This is a genomic window from Candidatus Methanoperedens nitratireducens (assembly GCF_000685155.1).
Taxonomy (GTDB): Archaea; Halobacteriota; Methanosarcinia; order Methanosarcinales; family Methanoperedenaceae; genus Methanoperedens; species Methanoperedens nitratireducens.
In genome coordinates this window covers 1-15687 of sequence record NZ_JMIY01000010.1, presented here as the reverse complement: position 1 = coordinate 15687, position 15687 = coordinate 1, and the positions used below count along the sequence as shown (strand labels likewise).

The 15687-nt window shown below is 45.3% G+C and carries 15 protein-coding genes and 1 pseudogene; 8 read left to right on the top strand and 8 right to left on the bottom strand.

Annotated features, from left to right (window positions below):
• Window positions 1–112: 112 nt before the first annotated feature.
• The 7 genes from oadA to ANME2D_RS16555 all read left to right on the top strand — a co-directional run bounded on the left by oadA (window position 113) and on the right by ANME2D_RS16555 (window position 8056).
• Entirely contained in the window at window positions 113–1831 is a 1719-nt protein-coding gene (oadA, locus tag ANME2D_RS16585; RefSeq protein ID WP_048094126.1) for a sodium-extruding oxaloacetate decarboxylase subunit alpha, read from the top strand.
• 3 nt (window positions 1832–1834) lie between these two features.
• The gene (locus ANME2D_RS16580; RefSeq protein ID WP_048094124.1) at window positions 1835–3307 is read left to right on the top strand and encodes an acetyl-CoA carboxylase biotin carboxylase subunit; all 1473 of its coding nucleotides are present in this window, start codon (window positions 1835–1837) and stop codon (window positions 3305–3307) included.
• Complete coding sequence (locus ANME2D_RS16575) at window positions 3304–4275, top strand: biotin--[acetyl-CoA-carboxylase] ligase (RefSeq protein WP_048094122.1); 972 nt, start codon at window positions 3304–3306, stop codon at window positions 4273–4275. Before ANME2D_RS16580 ends, ANME2D_RS16575 begins: the two co-directional genes overlap by 4 nt.
• 59 nt (window positions 4276–4334) lie before the next feature.
• Window positions 4335–4751, top strand: a complete 417-nt coding sequence (locus tag ANME2D_RS16570; RefSeq protein WP_048094120.1) for a COG1470 family protein — start codon at window positions 4335–4337, stop codon at window positions 4749–4751.
• A 1-nt stretch (window position 4752) separates the two neighbouring features.
• On the top strand, window positions 4753–5379 hold the full coding sequence (locus ANME2D_RS16565) for a hypothetical protein (protein WP_048094118.1): 627 nt from the start codon (window positions 4753–4755) through the stop codon (window positions 5377–5379).
• 250 nt (window positions 5380–5629) lie between these two features.
• On the top strand, window positions 5630–7402 hold the full coding sequence (locus tag ANME2D_RS16560; protein ID WP_048094117.1) for a M3 family oligoendopeptidase: 1773 nt from the start codon (window positions 5630–5632) through the stop codon (window positions 7400–7402).
• Between the two features lie 18 nt (window positions 7403–7420).
• Entirely contained in the window at window positions 7421–8056 is a 636-nt protein-coding gene (locus ANME2D_RS16555) for an O-methyltransferase (protein WP_048094135.1), read from the top strand.
• A gap of 10 nt (window positions 8057–8066) precedes the next feature.
• On the opposite strand, the gene ANME2D_RS16550 is transcribed toward ANME2D_RS16555, so the two are convergent.
• On the bottom strand, window positions 8067–8822 hold the full coding sequence (locus ANME2D_RS16550; protein ID WP_048094116.1) for a DUF128 domain-containing protein: 756 nt from the start codon (window positions 8820–8822) through the stop codon (window positions 8067–8069).
• 113 nt (window positions 8823–8935) lie between these two features.
• Here ANME2D_RS16550 and ANME2D_RS16545 point away from each other — a divergent pair, with 113 nt between their 5' ends.
• Window positions 8936–9919, top strand: coding sequence for a hypothetical protein (locus tag ANME2D_RS16545; RefSeq protein WP_048094114.1), 984 nt, complete (start codon window positions 8936–8938; stop codon window positions 9917–9919).
• A gap of 22 nt (window positions 9920–9941) precedes the next feature.
• Here ANME2D_RS16545 and ANME2D_RS18760 read toward each other — a convergent pair whose 3' ends face one another.
• The 7 genes and pseudogenes from ANME2D_RS18760 to ANME2D_RS16515 all read right to left on the bottom strand — a co-directional run bounded on the left by ANME2D_RS18760 (window position 9942) and on the right by ANME2D_RS16515 (window position 15123).
• Window positions 9942–10151, bottom strand: a complete 210-nt coding sequence (locus ANME2D_RS18760; RefSeq protein ID WP_277812958.1) for a sulfurtransferase TusA family protein — start codon at window positions 10149–10151, stop codon at window positions 9942–9944.
• 27 nt (window positions 10152–10178) lie between these two features.
• Window positions 10179–10943: pseudogene (pstB, locus tag ANME2D_RS16540) on the bottom strand (phosphate ABC transporter ATP-binding protein PstB); the annotation flags it as partial.
• Window positions 10944–10947: 4 nt separating this feature from the next.
• Entirely contained in the window at window positions 10948–11796 is an 849-nt protein-coding gene (pstA, locus tag ANME2D_RS16535) for a phosphate ABC transporter permease PstA (protein ID WP_048094112.1), read from the bottom strand.
• Window positions 11789–12712: a phosphate ABC transporter permease subunit PstC gene (pstC, locus tag ANME2D_RS16530; protein ID WP_048094110.1), complete on the bottom strand. Its 924-nt coding sequence runs from the start codon at window positions 12710–12712 to the stop codon at window positions 11789–11791. Before pstC ends, pstA begins: the two co-directional genes overlap by 8 nt.
• 1 nt (window position 12713) lies before the next feature.
• Window positions 12714–13703: a PstS family phosphate ABC transporter substrate-binding protein gene (locus tag ANME2D_RS16525; protein WP_052369016.1), complete on the bottom strand. Its 990-nt coding sequence runs from the start codon at window positions 13701–13703 to the stop codon at window positions 12714–12716.
• Between the two features lie 534 nt (window positions 13704–14237).
• Window positions 14238–14615, bottom strand: coding sequence for a TOBE domain-containing protein (locus ANME2D_RS16520; RefSeq protein WP_048094108.1), 378 nt, complete (start codon window positions 14613–14615; stop codon window positions 14238–14240).
• 208 nt (window positions 14616–14823) lie between these two features.
• Window positions 14824–15123 (bottom strand): hypothetical protein, encoded by a 300-nt coding sequence (locus ANME2D_RS16515; RefSeq protein ID WP_048094105.1) that lies wholly within the window; start codon window positions 15121–15123, stop codon window positions 14824–14826.
• Window positions 15124–15687 lie beyond the last annotated feature (564 nt).

Sequence of the window (15687 nt, the reverse complement as noted above, 5' to 3'; positions counted from 1 at the left end):
ACAGCTTTTGAACAAGATATTGTTAACGTACCAATTTACGATTATCTTAGCACTTGACTATAGAAAATACCATAAATTAAATAACTATACTGCTAAATATGGCTTGGAAATCATGGCTCAAGTAAAACTCACAGATACAACACTGCGGGATGCACATCAATCCCTCATAGCTACACGAATGCGAACGCGGGATATGCTCCCCATTGCCGAAAAGCTGGACGAGGCAGGATTCTTTTCGCTTGAGGTATGGGGTGGAGCAACATTCGATTCATCGATACGTTATTTGAACGAAGACCCATGGGATAGACTGCGGGCTCTTAAAAAAACAGTAAAGAAGACACCTCTTCAGATGCTGCTCCGCGGGCAGAACCTTGTGGGTTACAGGCATTACTCGGATGATATTGTAATCAAATTCGTCGAACATGCAGCAGAATCGGGTGTTGATATCTTCAGGATCTTTGATGCTGTTAACGATATAAGGAACATGGAGGTGGCGATCAAGACCGCAAAGCGCATGGATGCCCATGTCCAGGGTACAGTATGTTATACCATCAGTCCTGTTCACCCAATCCCACTATACGTAAAGATGGCAAAGGAACTTCAGGCGATGGGCTGTGATTCGCTCTGCATAAAGGACATGGCAGGGCTCATCTCACCCCAGTGTGCCTTTGATCTGACCAAGGCCCTGAAAAAAGAGATCAGCATCCCGGTTGACCTGCACAGCCACTGCACAAGCGGGATGGCCCCAATGAGCTACCTTTTTGCATGCCAGGCAGGGATTGATATACTGGATACCGCTTTCTCACCTCTTGCATGGGGAACGTCGCAGCCGCCCACAGAGACAATTGTGGCAGCGCTTCAGGGAACGCCTTATGATACACATCTTGACCTATCCCTTCTGACCGAGATAAAGAAGTACTTTGAGGAGATCAAGGAGAAATACCGGGGTATCCTCGATCCCATATCAGAGAGGATAGACACAGATGTTCTGAAATACCAGATACCGGGTGGAATGCTCTCAAACCTGGTATCACAATTAAAAGAGCAAAATGCGCTTGATAAATACGACGCAGTTCTTGCTGAGATGCCGAAGGTAAGAGAAGAGCTGGGCTATCCCCCGCTTGTTACACCCACAAGCCAGATCGTGGGTACCCAGGCTGTACTGAACGTGCTGATGGGCGAGCGCTACAAGGTCGTGCCAAAAGAGGCAAAGGACTATGTAAAAGGCCTGTACGGATGCACGCCTGCGCCCATAAGCAGGGAGCTAATCACGAAGATCCTTGGTGATGAGCAACCAATCACCTGCCGGCCTGCTGATCTTTTGCCTCCTGAGCTTGATAAGGTCACAGAAGAAGCATATGCTCTTGGAATTGTAAAAAAACCAGAGGACATCCTGACCTATGCCCTGTACCCTGCAATAGCCCCCAGGTTCTTAAGGGGTGAAGCGAGAGAGGAAGCACTTCTGGCTCCAAAACAAAATAATGACAATGAGAAAGCTGCTCCTCTGCCCACCGAGTTCAAGATCGAAGTTGACGGTGATATATTCGATGTGAGAATCGTATCGGCCGGAGGCGCAGGTGTAGCGATCAAGGAGATAACACAACGTCCTGAAAATATGGACGGCGCAATTTGCGCAAGCATGCAGGGCATGGTTTTGAAGGTAAAGGTCAAAAAAGGTGATTCTGTAGGCAAGGGAGATGTAGTGCTGGTTCTTGAGGCCATGAAGATGGAGAACAACATCCATGCTCCCCATGAAGGTACTGTTAAGGACATATTTATTAAAGAAGGCAGTACGGTAAGCGCAGGAGATGCACTGCTCATCATCGGGTGAGACATGTTCAAGAAAGTACTGATCGCCAACCGCGGTGAAATCGCGATTCGCATCATGCGTGCATGCAGGGAACTTGACATAAGGACAGTTGCTGTATATTCAGAGGTGGATAAAAACGCGCTGTTTGCAAAGTATGCAGATGAGGCCTATCCCATAGGCCCTGCCCCTGCAAACCAGAGCTATCTTAATATGGACAATATACTTGATGTGGCGCATAGAACAGGGGCTGAAGGCATCCATCCTGGATACGGTTTTCTTGCCGAGAACCCTGAATTCGCAGATAGATGCAGCAAAGAGGGGATAAGGTTCATAGGACCTACAAGTCAGGCCATTGAGAGCGTGGGCAGTAAGATTGCAGCAAAAAAGATAATGGCGGCTGCTGGAATTCCTGTCATACCCGGAAGTGATGGGGGAATAAGTGATCCTGATGTGGCTTTTGATATCGCAGAGAGTATAGGTTATCCTGTGATAATCAAAGCATCTGCAGGCGGAGGAGGCATCGGGATGAAAGTGGTACGGAAAAATGATGAGATCATCCCGACAATAGAATCCACACAGAGGGTGGCAAAATCAGCATTCGGAGATGCCACAGTGTTCATAGAAAAATACCTTGAAGAGCCGCGCCATATTGAATTTCAGATACTTGCTGATTCCTTTGGCAATACCATCCATGTAGGGGACCGCGAATGCTCTATCCAGCGAAGACACCAGAAATTGATCGAAGAATCGCCTTCTCCTGTCATGACGCATGAATTAAGAGAAAGGATGGGTACTGATGCGGTAAAGGCGGCAGCAGCGATCAATTATACCAACGCAGGCACCGTGGAGTTCCTTTACTCACAGGGAGATTACTATTTCCTTGAGATGAACACACGCCTGCAGGTGGAGCACCCGATAACAGAAGTGGTAACAGGAGTGGATCTTGCAAAAGAGCAACTGAGGATTGCATCAGATGAAGAATTAAGCTACAAGCAGGAGGATATTCAGCAGAGGGGGTGGGCAATCGAATGCAGGTTGAATGCAGAAGACCCTCTGAATAATTTTACACCATCGCCAGGAAAGCTCAGAAGATACAGATCATCAGGCGGCCCTGGCGTGCGAGTGGACAGCGGCGTGCACACAGGATACACCATAACGCCGTTCTATGATTCACTGATCTCAAAGCTCACGGTCTGGGGAAGGGACAGGAATGAGGCCATCGAGCGGATGAAGCGGGCCCTGTACGAGTATATTATAGTCGGGGTAACTACGAACATACCTTTCCACAAGGCTGTGATGAATAACGAATACTTCAGGCGGGGTGAGCTGACAACACATTTCATAGAGGATCACAATATCATCTCTGAGGTCGAGAAAATAGTTGAGGCTGAAAAGGAGAAAGGCGCCACACTTGCCTCTGCCCTGGGAGCTGAGGATAAGAAAGTGGCGGCAATAACTGCTGCGGTCGGGGCATATATACAGAAGGGAACAAGATGAACATAAAAGAGAAGATACTTGAGAGACTTATCACAGCTAAAGGCCCTGTCTCGGGTGAAATACTTGCCAGTGAACTTGAAGTATCAAGGGCAGCTATCTGGAAACATATCAAAGCATTGAGGGATGAGGGATACATGATCGAATCATCCCCCAATATTGGATATTCACTTGTGAGCTCTCCTGACAGATTGTCCCCGGCCGGGATTAAGGCAGGGCTTAAAACCAGTATAATCGGAAAAAATATCCAGTACTTTAATGAGATCGAAAGCACCAATACCATAGCCAGGGAGGTAGCAGGCTCGGTTGAAGAAGGGACTGTTATTATAGCCGAATCCCAGACAGGAGGGCGGGGACGCATGGGGAGGAAGTGGATATCCCCGGAGGGCGGCATATGGCTTTCCCTGATCCTGAAGCCCAGGATACAGCCGCTATATGCATCAAGGATCACGCTCCTGGCCGGGGTCTCTGTTGCAAAAACAATCCGCAGCTACGGCCTTCTGGCAGGTATAAAATGGCCTAATGATGTGCTTATCAATGGGAAGAAGGTATGCGGAATCCTCACCGAGATTGAGGCAGAGATTGATGTTATAGATTACTGCATAGTGGGTATAGGTATAGATGCCAACGTGGATACAGAATCATTCCCTGAGGAAGTCCGAGAAAGTTCTACATCCCTGAAAAAAGAACTGGGACACGAGGTAGATCGTGCCGGGTTCGTGCAGAGATTGATTGAAGAGTTCGAGGCTCTTTATTTGAAGTTCCAGAGGGATGATTTCTCATCCATACTGGATGAGTGGAGGGATATGTCGGCTACTATAGGAGAATGGGTAAAGATCACAACCAGGACAAGGACGATATATGGTGAAGCGGTCGGAGTGGACAGCGAAGGCGCACTGATACTGGAAACCGGCGAAGGAAAGCTTGAGAAAATAGTGGCTGGAACATGCGAACACCTGAGACGACCCTGAGAAGAATGAAATAACAATACTTTTTAATAATAATAACGTTATTATCAAGCATTGATAATATGAAGATAATAATTGTTGCAGTTCTTATAGTATCAGCACTTTTTGCAGGGTGCTTATCTGAGAAAAACACGGTTTCTAAGAAAGATATAATATTTGATATTGAACCTTCAAGCATCAAAATTAAAAACGGCGAGACAAAGCAGATAAAAGTGCGTGTTAACAATTCAGGTGAATCCGGTATCTATGCAGTCATTCGTTTTAACATAAACTCATCAGATAAACCATATCTCAAGTTTAATCCTGAAAATTATAGCATTGGAAGCCTGCGTCCTGGTGAGGATTCTGGATTCAAGATTGTGGATATCAGGGCAAATCTGGCAGCGGGTGAAGAGGTAATATACAAGGCCCGTGCCCAGGTAATCCATGATGGCAGGGTCCTTGAGAACAAAGATATTGTCATAACTGTGGTACGATAGCATGCACGAAGAATTAAAAGAGCGCCTCAGGCAGATCGAGACCAGTTACAATGGAAGGGCCTTCTGGAGTATCATCAACCAGGTGAAAAAAGATAAAATCAAAGATGATGAGGTACTGAAATTAATAGCAAATATAAACCAGAAAAGGTTCAGGGAGAAGGTATCTTTCACACTCAGCGTCCCTGTCGGGAACCTGCTTGAGATCGTAATCACAATAGCAGCCCTACTTCTGGCTTTTCAGATAGAATCTGACCTGGCGCTCTATATAAGTGCTCTTATACTGACCGCGACGCTGCATCCGCTCTCGCACTATATCACGGGTAATTTGCTCGGGATCAGGTTCACTCACTACTACCTCAACGGCCCGGCGCGGGTTGAGCCCACCCTGAAGATAGATTACTTCTCATATCTGAAAGCCAGAGGCAGGAACAGGGCAATCATGCATGTTTCGGGTGTAATCGGGACACTTGCGGCTCCGCTCATAGTGGCTCTTATAGCCCTGAATAAAGATGCTGGCAATGTTGCTTTCAATCTCTTTATTCTGTTTTTATTGCTGATCGTCTTTGAGCTTCTGACCTCCACAAAGATAGGGGATCTGATGCGCGCCAGAAGGGAGTTTAGAAATTAGCAGGGTAGGGCCACTCCCACCCCCCTAAAACCACTCTCACCCCCTGCCCGGTAAATATATACGATCTATCTGTATGGTACATATGTACATCCCTGCAGCTTATAAATTTATGCATGCAAATAATAATACTAATAGTAATAATAACCATTATCATGAAATTCAGCAAATTATATAAAACCAGTGGTAATTCACACGGCAGCAGATGGCATGAAAGTAATCCTTAATAGATATTAATCCCAACTCATCAGATATGAGAAATAAACTGGGCAGTGAGGATGTAATCTGGGATTTAACCCATCTCTATAAGGGCATCAATGATGAGAACATCAAAAAGGATACAGAAGATATCAGGAATAGAATCACCGCATTTTCAATAAAATACAGAGGAAAGATAAAGGACATATCTCCGGCCGAACTTTTGGATTCAGTCACAGAACTGGAAGAGATAAACCAAAGAACAGAACGTATCGGCTCATTAGCATACCTGAATTTTGTCACACAGTCTGATAACCCTGAGTCAGGCGCATTCCTGCAGAGATTCCATGAGACTGCCAGTCAGTTCCAGAGAGATCTTGTTTTCTTTGATATAGAATGGGCTTCTCTGGATGAGAGTATCGCGCAGCCACTTCTTGAAAGCCCTGAAATCAGCAAATACAGGCATTATATGAAAAAGATCAGGGAATACCGTCCCCACCAGTTGACCGAGATAGAGGAAAAACTTCTGGCAGAGATATCACCTGTCGGGTCAAGTAGCTGGAATAAACTCTTTGAGAAATTGCTCTCCCGGATGAAGTTCGGGCGAGCGGGCAGGACAGAGGAGGAGGTGCTGTCAGATCTCTATAATCCCGACCGTCAGGTGCGGATAAATGCCTCCTGTGAGTTCACCGAGGGATTATCTGCTCAACTTCATGTACTGACCCATATCTTCAACATCATTCTTGCAGATAAGATGATCATGGACAGGCTGCGGAAATATCCTGACTGGATTAGCTCCATGAACCTTGACAACGAGATAGATGAAAAAGTTGAGCTGGCGCTGGTAGATGCGGTCAGGAGCAGGTACGATATCCCGCAGAGGTATTACGGATTGAAAAAAAGGCTGCTGGGACTTGATGAACTGTTCGATTACGACAGGTACGCTCCTCTTCCTGTCTCTTCGGATAAGGTGGTTCCATGGGGCGAATGCAGGGACATTGTTCTCTCTGCGTACAATGATTTTTCCCCCGTGATGAAGGATATCGCCCGGATGTTCTTTGATGGAAGATGGATCCATGCCCCTGTTATGCCTGGCAAAAGGGGCGGTGCCTTCTCTGACCCGTGCACACCGGATGTACATCCTTATGTTATGGTGAATTACACAGGAAAAAATCGGGATGTGCAGACCACAGCACATGAACTTGGGCACGGTGTACATCAGTATCTTGCAGGCAGGCAGCAGGGCTACTTTAACAGCAAGACACCCCTTGTCATGGCAGAGACGGCATCGGTGTTCGGGGAGATGCTGGTGTTCAGGTCACTGCTGGACGGGGCAGAGGGCAGGGATGAGAAACTGGGCCTGCTGTGCAATAAACTGGAGGAGATGTTCGCAACAGTATTCAGGCAGATAGCCATGAACCGATTCGAGGATGCCATACATAATGAAAGGCGAAGCAGAGGTGAGCTGTCACGTGAGAGGTTTGGCGAACTGTGGATAAAAACCCAGAAAGAGATGTTCGGGGACTCGATCACCCTTACTGAGAACTACACGGTCTGGTGGAGCTATATTCCCCATTTTCTTGAGGCCCCGGGGTATGTATATGCCTATGCTTTTGGCGAGCTGCTTGTGCTTTCTCTTTATAAGATGTTCACTGAAGAGGGAGGGGGATTTGTTCCTGAATATTTGAAGCTACTTGCTTCTGGCGGGAGGGATTCACCAGCACGATTGCTTGATGATTTTGGAATACGACTGGATAATCCGGATTTCTGGCTTGAGGGACTTGGGATCATGGATGAGATGCTAAAGCAGGCAGAGGAGCTGGTGTAGAATTATATGGATAATGGCATGGATAGAATTGTACCTGAGAAGATTGAGCGCTACTGTAGAGATAACACAACCCCGGAATCGCATCTTTTGCGTGAGCTTGTAGTTGAGACCTATGCCAGGACAGCATTTCCAGAGATGCAGGTTGGACATCTTGAGGGTGCATTTCTGAGAATGCTTGTCCGCCTCCAGGGAGCAAAGCGTATTCTTGAGATTGGAACATTTACAGGGTATAGCTCACTCGTTATGGCAGAGGCGTTACCAGAGGATGGAGAACTGATTACGTGCGATATCGATCCAGAGGTAACACAGATAGCACAGCGTTACTGGAGCCAGAGTCCGCACGGGAAGAAGATTGAACTGAGGCTTGGCCATGCGCTTGATACGCTCAAGACCATTGAAGGCCCCTTTGATATGGTATTCATAGATGCTGATAAGGTAAATTATATTAATTACTGGGAATTATGTGTTCCCAGGATGCGCTCAGGCGGTCTGCTGGTTGCTGATAACGTACTCTGGGGCGGCAGTGTTCTTGATCCGAGGGATGAAACTGATAGAGCGATTGTAGAATTCAATGAGCATGTATATAGTGATAAACGCGTGGAGACCGTCATGCTTCCGATCCGTGACGGTATAACCCTGGCATGGAAATTCTGATTCTGAGTGTTTAAGGATTCGATCTTATCTCATCGATATGGGCCATTTCCTCAATATCAAAAAGTATTGATAATTCCTGTGTATTTATATCAATACCATGCTCCTGTATAAGGGCCATGGGATTGGTACCTCCGATAACAGCAATCCCGATCTTATCCCTGCCTACCTGTACACCCAGTATATCACTGTTAGGTTCTCCGACCTCCAGAATACATGAGAACCCGGCCTCAACGAGTGAATCAAGTATCTGCTCTATCCTGTCCCGTGCCGCCATGGGAACTTCCCGCAGGTTCGCCAGTATCTTCCCTGAGCCGGTGTTGATCATCTCAGTTAATGATGTGAGCTCCTGTGACATCAATACGTCCAGAGGATCGATGGTCGTACTGTCATACGTTAATATATCGGTAAATCTTAGAGGTGAGCCGTCATGGATTTCCACCACCCCTCCAAATTTGGGTTTAACAGGTATCCCGGATTTTAGCAATACACCATCTATAGTGATGCTGCAGGCTGTAGCTATACCTATTTTTCCCTTCTCGATCTTTATATCCCCGATTTTTTCATCTGGCTGGATTATTTTAATATAGGGACTGACTGATAGACCGCTATGCACAGCCTGCCTGATCAGGTCAAGAACCTTCTGGATATCGGCCTCATTTATGATTGATATATTGGCTATTATTTTCCCTTTGCGCTGAACAGGATCGAATGTCACCTCATACATCATACTTTCAATTCTTGAGATAATGAACATGGTATCGGTCATCTTGATTCTTATAGTTACAATGCGTGATAAATAGTTACCGCATGCCTGATCAGAGCGAGTATCTCTTGGTCTAAAAGATAAAGTATTTTAATCAGGTGAGAGGTGTAGTATCCATGAATAAACAGGTAGTAATAGATATCCTGAGGAAGATCTTCGCATACTATGATTATAGTATAAGTTCTTCTGATATCTGTGATCTGCTTGCCGAAAAAGATTCAGATCATCTATTTATTAAATTTGAGCCTCAAACCAATTTAAACAGTATAAGATATTTCTCACACAATGTGCAAAGATATGGCGGCAAAAGCGTACTGATCTCTGAGTTTTTCGATGAGAGAACCCGATCTTTTGCTCTTGATGAGGGTGTAACACTCTGGGATAAAGATGAGCTTGAATCCAGGATAGGCAGGGCAGTTCTATCAGGTGCCCTTGGAGAATACGGAGAGAAAGGACAGATAAAAAAAGAGAATAATATGCAGTATGATATGCAGCCCCCATCTCCCAGAGAGCAACCTAAAAAGAAGTATGAGAAGACCACCAGGATATCACTGCGCTCAGTTGCGGTGAATATTGAGAAATCAGAAGCTTTATCCCTGGCCGAATCAAAAATCGGTAAGGTGAAGTACCAGCAGTTGAAATTTATCCCCATATGGTATTATAGATATCATTTCAGTACTCAAAAAAAGTTCAAATCCAGAGTGATAGATCTGACAGGCGATGATGAAGGTTATATTAATGCAATAACAGGCGAGAATTCTTTTAATAAATACAATGGTATTCAGGATAATATCTTTGTGCCGACCCAGAACTATGAGATAAAACAGCCGAAGGTTGAGAAAAAAGATGCTCTAAGTAGAATTACCGATTCCATTATCAGGGAGCATACAAAGGAAGTAAGGCTGAATGAAATGATCGGGGATACTATAGTGTTCGAACAAAAGGTATTTACGCCTGATCTCCAGGATATAAACATAAAGATGGAACTTATCTATATTCCTGTATGGGAGATAAGGGGCGGACGCGAGGCCATAGAGATCAATGGATATGATGGCCAGATCATGGCTGTAAGGGCCAGCAGTAGTGCTGAGTTTATTTAAATCTTGATAACGTTTTTTATTCTTACTTCTGTATCACGATTTCCCAATCAGTCTTATTTATCTGTTTCACACTCAATACCTTATGTCCATCTGCTTCCATGCCTCTTGGCACCTCGGTTACAGCAGTCGGGTAATCCACAACCACCTTCAGGAGTTTCCCATTCGAAAGATCATGTAATGCCTGTTTTGCGTACATAAAGTTATAGGGGCACACATTTCCTTTTAGATTAATTTCTGCATCAGTTTTCAGATCAGCAAGGAAAGTGCCGTTAATATAAGCGCGCGTCCTCTCCTCCTTCGGGTTCTTGAACACCTCACTTGCAGGGCCGTACTCCACAAGCTCGCCAAGGTAGAGATGAACTACATAGTCGGCAAGCCTCATCGCCTGATGTATGTTGTGGGTGACTATTACAATCGTGTAATCGTTCTTGAGTTTAAGGAGCTGCTGCTCGATGTGCTGCGCTGAGAGCGGATCAAGGGCGGATGTCGGCTCATCGCACAGGATTATCTCTGGTTCGACTGCCAGTCCTCTTGCAAGGCAGAGCCTCTGCTGCTGGCCTATGGAGAGTTTTGAAGCAGGTGACTTTAATCGGTCTTTCACCTCATCCCATAGACCTGCTATTTTCAGGTATTTCTCCACGATCCCATCAAGCCTCTTTTTATCCTTAATGCCGTGTATCCTGGGCCCGTAAGTCACGTTATCATAGATCGACATTGGAAGGGGATTGGGCTTCTGCGGCAGTAAACCCATCCTGCGCCTTACATCGGTGATATCAATGCTGCCGTCAAGCACATCTATACCACCTACGATTATTTTACCTGAAGCTCTTGCTCCATCTGTCAGGTCAATGAGCCTGTTGAAGCATTTAAGAAACGTGCTTTTACCGCATCCACTAGGTCCTATGATGGCTGTTATCTGCTTCTGTGGGATCTCAACAGTTATGTCCCGAAGTGCATGATGGCCGCTGTAAAATGCATTGAGATCCTGGATACTGATATGATTTTTTAAACTTAAGTTTTCCATCTGATCACCTTATAATGTTCTTCATAAATCTTTTTGATAAATACCGTGAGGTTATACTGAGCGCCAGCACGATTATCAGAAGTATCAGCGCGCTGGCGTATGCACGCTGCTGCACCTCAGGAAATGGCGTGCCAAGCTGGAAAAAAACAGCAAGAGGTAAAGAAGCCACAGGGTCAAAGAGTGAACGAGGCAAACTATCTGTGTAACCTGCTGTGAACAGGATTGAGGCTGCATCCCCTATGCCTCGCCCGAAGGCAAGAAGCGCCGCGGTAACAATGCCTGGTAAAGCCTGCTTCACCACGACTCCGAGCGTTGTCTCAAGCTTCGTTGCTCCCAGTGTATACGATGCCTCCTTCAATTCCTCAGGCACCAGTTTTACTACCTCCTCCATAGCGCGGATCATAATAGGCAACTGGAGCAGCGTCAGCACGATAATCCCGCCGAGAAGTGAGGCTCTCATGCCAAGGTAGAGCATGACAATGAAGCCGAAGGCTCCATATACGATAGATGGCGTCCCCCAGAGCACATCCAGAGAAAGTCTGATATAGTATGCAGCCTTTGTTTTCCCGATATAATCTTTTTGCAGCGATAATGCCACTGGAAGGCTTATCATTATGGCAAGAAGCATGCTTCCGAACGCTAAGTACAGGGAACCTACGATTGCGTTAAGTATCCCGCCTTCTTTTCCTAGATAGTATCCTCCTTTTGGAGTCTGGGTAATCATGGATAAAGAGAGCGAGGGTGCGCCGTTCCAGACTACCACGGCAATTACCAGGAAAAGGCTGCCCACAACAATAGCAAGGGATGCAAGCATTAAGCTCTTGAAGAGCTTTTCTTCACGCAATTTATCCATGAGCCATACTCCTCTCAATACGTATCAATACCAGCCGTGCCGCAAGGGTGAATAAAAGAATCACGAGCATAAGTATAAGTGCAGCAAGCAGCAGCGCAGAATCGTATAACGGTATGGACATCATCTCACCGTAGTTATTTGCAATGAGCGCAGGCATAGGATATGCAGGGTCGAATACAGATTTAGGCACAGAGGGCACATTTCCAACCACCATGAGAACAGCCATAGTCTCACCAAATGCGCGGGAGAAGCCGAGGATTATTGCGGCAGCTATGCCTGGCAAAGCCGTCCTTATAACCGCATGTTTTATGGTCTGCCATTTCGTCGCACCCAGCGACAGCGAGGCATCCCTTATCTCAGAGGGCACTGCCCTGAAAACCTCATGAGAGATTGAAATGATAATGGGAAACACCATGATTGCAAGCACTATTCCACCTGCAAGCAAACTGAAGCCTGTGGAGTAGCTCTCCGCTCTCAGAAAAGGTATCCCGAGCTTTCCAATCACAGGTGCAATATATTCAACCAGAGGCACTATGGCAAGTACACCGAAAACTCCATACACAACAGGAGGTATGCCTGCAAGAAGGTCTATTAACGGCAGAACCTTTTCCCTTAGATTCTCGTGTGCATATTCCGCGAGATAAATTGCACTGAGAATGGAGAGGGGTACGGCAAATATCATAGCAAGAATGGTAACGTAGAGCGTGCCCAGGATGAAAGGGTAGAAACCGAACTCACCCTGAAAAGGCAGCCATGTGCTCCCGAGCAGAAGATCGCTCAATGACTTTGCCTCAAGAATCGGTTTTGACCTCCAATAAAGTGCGATGGCTATTAAAAATACAAGCAGGCTTGAAAAAATAGCAAAAGCTATCATGAGCCTGCCTGCAAGTAAATCCTTTAGCTGTCTTACGCGCATACTATTCCAGCTTCCTCAACTCGCCCTCAAGTGTTTCTTCTGGCAGTTCGATATATCCTACCTCGTCCAGAAACTTCTGACCGTCTGTTAGAGCATATTTAATGAACTCTGCTGTTAAACCTGCAGGCTTGCCTTTTGTAACGAAATATTCAACTCTCGCAGGCGGGTGTGGGAACACTTCTTTCTTTATGCTCTCAATGACCTTTGCCCTGGTGCCGATATCCTCATCAGGATCTACGATACCGTTCTCATTCACATCGAATGGTGCCACCTGCACACCTGGCACAGGGAAGCCTGTCTTCATGTCCATGACATAGTTATAGTTATTGAATCCGATACCCAAGGGGTCCTTCTGCACAGCAGCAAGCAGCCCCGGATCGCCATACACGCCTATCCCTTTGAGGTTCTCCTGTTTCTTGCCCAGGTACTTAGCCCATACCTCAGGCGCGCCAGCAGCATCGCTTCTGGTATATACATGTATCTCATCTTTTATCTCAGGTCTCCCCACGACTTCGCCCCATGTTTTTACGGTCCCGTTGATATATATGTCCTCGAAGGTCTTTCTCTTGATGCCTTTGCTCAGGATATCGTTAAGCACTGGATTCTTAGCGTTGATAACAGGCACAACTGCATCTTTTGCTACTGCGATCGGGTATGCGCCCTTCTCGATCTCTGAGGGATCAATAGCCCTGGAGACCATGCCTATATCAACAAGCCCACCTATGGCATCTGCCATGCCCTTGCCAGCACCACCTGCTGAGACCTCAACTCTCACGTTGGGGTGAAGCTTCTGGAATTCCTCGCCCCAGCGCACAGCCATGGGGTACAGTGCCCAGGCGCCTGATAGGGTTATTGTGCCTTCAAGTTCCGTTGAGGTGATAGCACTGGTAGTCGTGGACTGAACTTCGGTCTTAGGTTTATCGATGCATCCTGAGAATAATGCACCGATTAGAACTGTAATCAGAATAATAACAATAAATTTTCCTTTCATTAATTCCACCTCAAATTTCTTAAAATGCTCTTCTGCTTTTGCAGGAAATCCCGGATATGTAGATACTCTGCACTGTGTTTTCTATGTCTATTCATTAAATTGCTGTCATCGAATCCGGCGACGGCAAAGACGATCCCTTCTTAAATTCATTTTAATCCTCCTGTTTATGACAAATAAGCAACTGCAAATGGGCAGATACATATAAATATGCAGAGAAACAGGCGATAATTGTTAAAGTGATTACAAAAACCGAATAATTGCGGCAAAAATTGACTGGGAAATTGTCTTAGCCGCAGTTTTTCAGCGCAGCAGGTCTATTATGAAATCGGTGTCCAGACACGTCATTGGAATTCAATTTTCCTGAGTTAAAAAACATGTTCCTCCCTAGTAAAAAATTAAATCGGGAGCTTTCCTTTAGCTCCCGAGATTCTATTATTTACTAACTCAGCTCCCCAACCTGCTCGTGCTGCATTGAGTAAATCCTGCATGTCCATTCTATTATTTACTAACCCAGCTCCCCAACCAAGAGGTGTTCTATTTTTCTTTAGATTCTGAGAAGCTCACTGATACATCCGGAACAAATAGCTCGACAGGGGAAGAGATCGTTTTCTCTCCCCCTGTTCCGATAGTTGCCCGAGCTGTAAAACGGCTTTCTACCCCTTGAAGGAAGTTTGGGGAACTGAATGTGTACTTTGATTCAGCAGGCGTGAGCACTACGTTGGTGATCGGGAAGATGACCTTGACATGATCGTCCTTTCTGAGGTCAAGCCTGCCGAATGCATCGCGGTTGATAAAGGAATAGAAGTAATTTCCATTTCCCACATCTACTGCGATGTTGGCAACATTTCCTGAACGACCGATCTCTGTAACAACGCCGTCAAGTATATTTGGCGCACTTATTTCCCGGGCCATTTAATACACCCCTTTATTCATTGTTTGTTCTACATCTGTTCTATCGACAAAGTCGATCCCTTCTTTGTATTTTATCTGGATTCATTTTGAATCACCAGATGCTACAATAACGACATGGGTATTTAATCTGCGTAAAGAGGCGTTTTTTGGTGTATTGGTTAGGAAAAAGGAGTGAATGAAGAAATAATTGCCATAATTATTCTGTTTTTTACATCTCTATTAAAATAAGCTCAAACTCGATGCCCATGCAGGATTGGCAGAATCCCAGGAATTCTTTAGCATTGACAGACATCTCGTCATAGAGAGATTTCGATATATAAAAAACGATATGGATCTTTCCAGGATTTCCTGCAATTCTTTTTTTTATCTCGCTGTGAAGCTCCTCAAAGAGAGATACAAGAGTCTTGAAGTTTATCCTCTTCAGTACCCGAATGTACCCCACCCCCGTCTCATCTACCCAGATACGGTAATTTGCGGTTTTCCGAACAAAATCATCACATTCGTTCATAGTATTCCTTTCTTACTCAATACCCTCTGTCATTTAAAATTGTTTTTTTTACCGCATTTATCAATGCGAACAGGGTATATATCCGTGGATATACAGGCATATTTTGTCAGTATCTAATGCAATATCCGATCAATCACGACAATAATTGCCGTATTGGTTAAACTTTAGAAGAGCGAGAGTATTTCCAGGATGCCAGACAGTGCTTATATCAGATTAAATGCTGAAAGTTTCAGGTAATTATTGCCTTTTTGTTCCTGAAAACTGCATAGAACTATCAAAGGTGGCCTATTTACGTGGATTAAATATGTATGAAAACCATGGAATTTCAGGTGATTGAAATGACAAAACAAGAAAGAAGGGATCTACTTTGTCCCAGATATAGAATACAGTAATGGTATAGTTAGCAAGGGTGCCAACCTACTTCTGAAAAGCGAGAAGAAAACAGCGTCTGTTAAACACCCAGGCAACGTCAAGATGCAGGATTATGTCTGGTGGCTAATATGATTTCATACGTCATCGGTTAAGCCCACCATTCCTCTCTGAATCGATACCTGTTCACATGCG

Coding starts and splice junctions, on each gene's coding strand:
- pstA (WP_048094112.1), bottom strand. CDS start 11,796: ATGGATAAATTGCGTGAAGAAAAGCTCTTCAAGAGCTTAATGCTTGCA.
- ANME2D_RS16580 (WP_048094124.1), top strand. CDS start 1,835: ATGTTCAAGAAAGTACTGATCGCCAACCGCGGTGAAATCGCGATTCGC.
- ANME2D_RS16515 (WP_048094105.1), bottom strand. CDS start 15,123: ATGAACGAATGTGATGATTTTGTTCGGAAAACCGCAAATTACCGTATC.
- ANME2D_RS16520 (WP_048094108.1), bottom strand. CDS start 14,615: ATGGCCCGGGAAATAAGTGCGCCAAATATACTTGACGGCGTTGTTACA.
- ANME2D_RS16525 (WP_052369016.1), bottom strand. CDS start 13,703: ATGAAAGGAAAATTTATTGTTATTATTCTGATTACAGTTCTAATCGGT.
- ANME2D_RS16575 (WP_048094122.1), top strand. CDS start 3,304: ATGAACATAAAAGAGAAGATACTTGAGAGACTTATCACAGCTAAAGGC.
- ANME2D_RS16550 (WP_048094116.1), bottom strand. CDS start 8,822: ATGACCGATACCATGTTCATTATCTCAAGAATTGAAAGTATGATGTAT.
- ANME2D_RS16545 (WP_048094114.1), top strand. CDS start 8,936: ATGAATAAACAGGTAGTAATAGATATCCTGAGGAAGATCTTCGCATAC.
- ANME2D_RS16560 (WP_048094117.1), top strand. CDS start 5,630: ATGAGAAATAAACTGGGCAGTGAGGATGTAATCTGGGATTTAACCCAT.
- ANME2D_RS16555 (WP_048094135.1), top strand. CDS start 7,421: ATGGATAGAATTGTACCTGAGAAGATTGAGCGCTACTGTAGAGATAAC.
- pstC (WP_048094110.1), bottom strand. CDS start 12,712: ATGCGCGTAAGACAGCTAAAGGATTTACTTGCAGGCAGGCTCATGATA.
- oadA (WP_048094126.1), top strand. CDS start 113: ATGGCTCAAGTAAAACTCACAGATACAACACTGCGGGATGCACATCAA.
- ANME2D_RS16565 (WP_048094118.1), top strand. CDS start 4,753: ATGCACGAAGAATTAAAAGAGCGCCTCAGGCAGATCGAGACCAGTTAC.
- ANME2D_RS16570 (WP_048094120.1), top strand. CDS start 4,335: ATGAAGATAATAATTGTTGCAGTTCTTATAGTATCAGCACTTTTTGCA.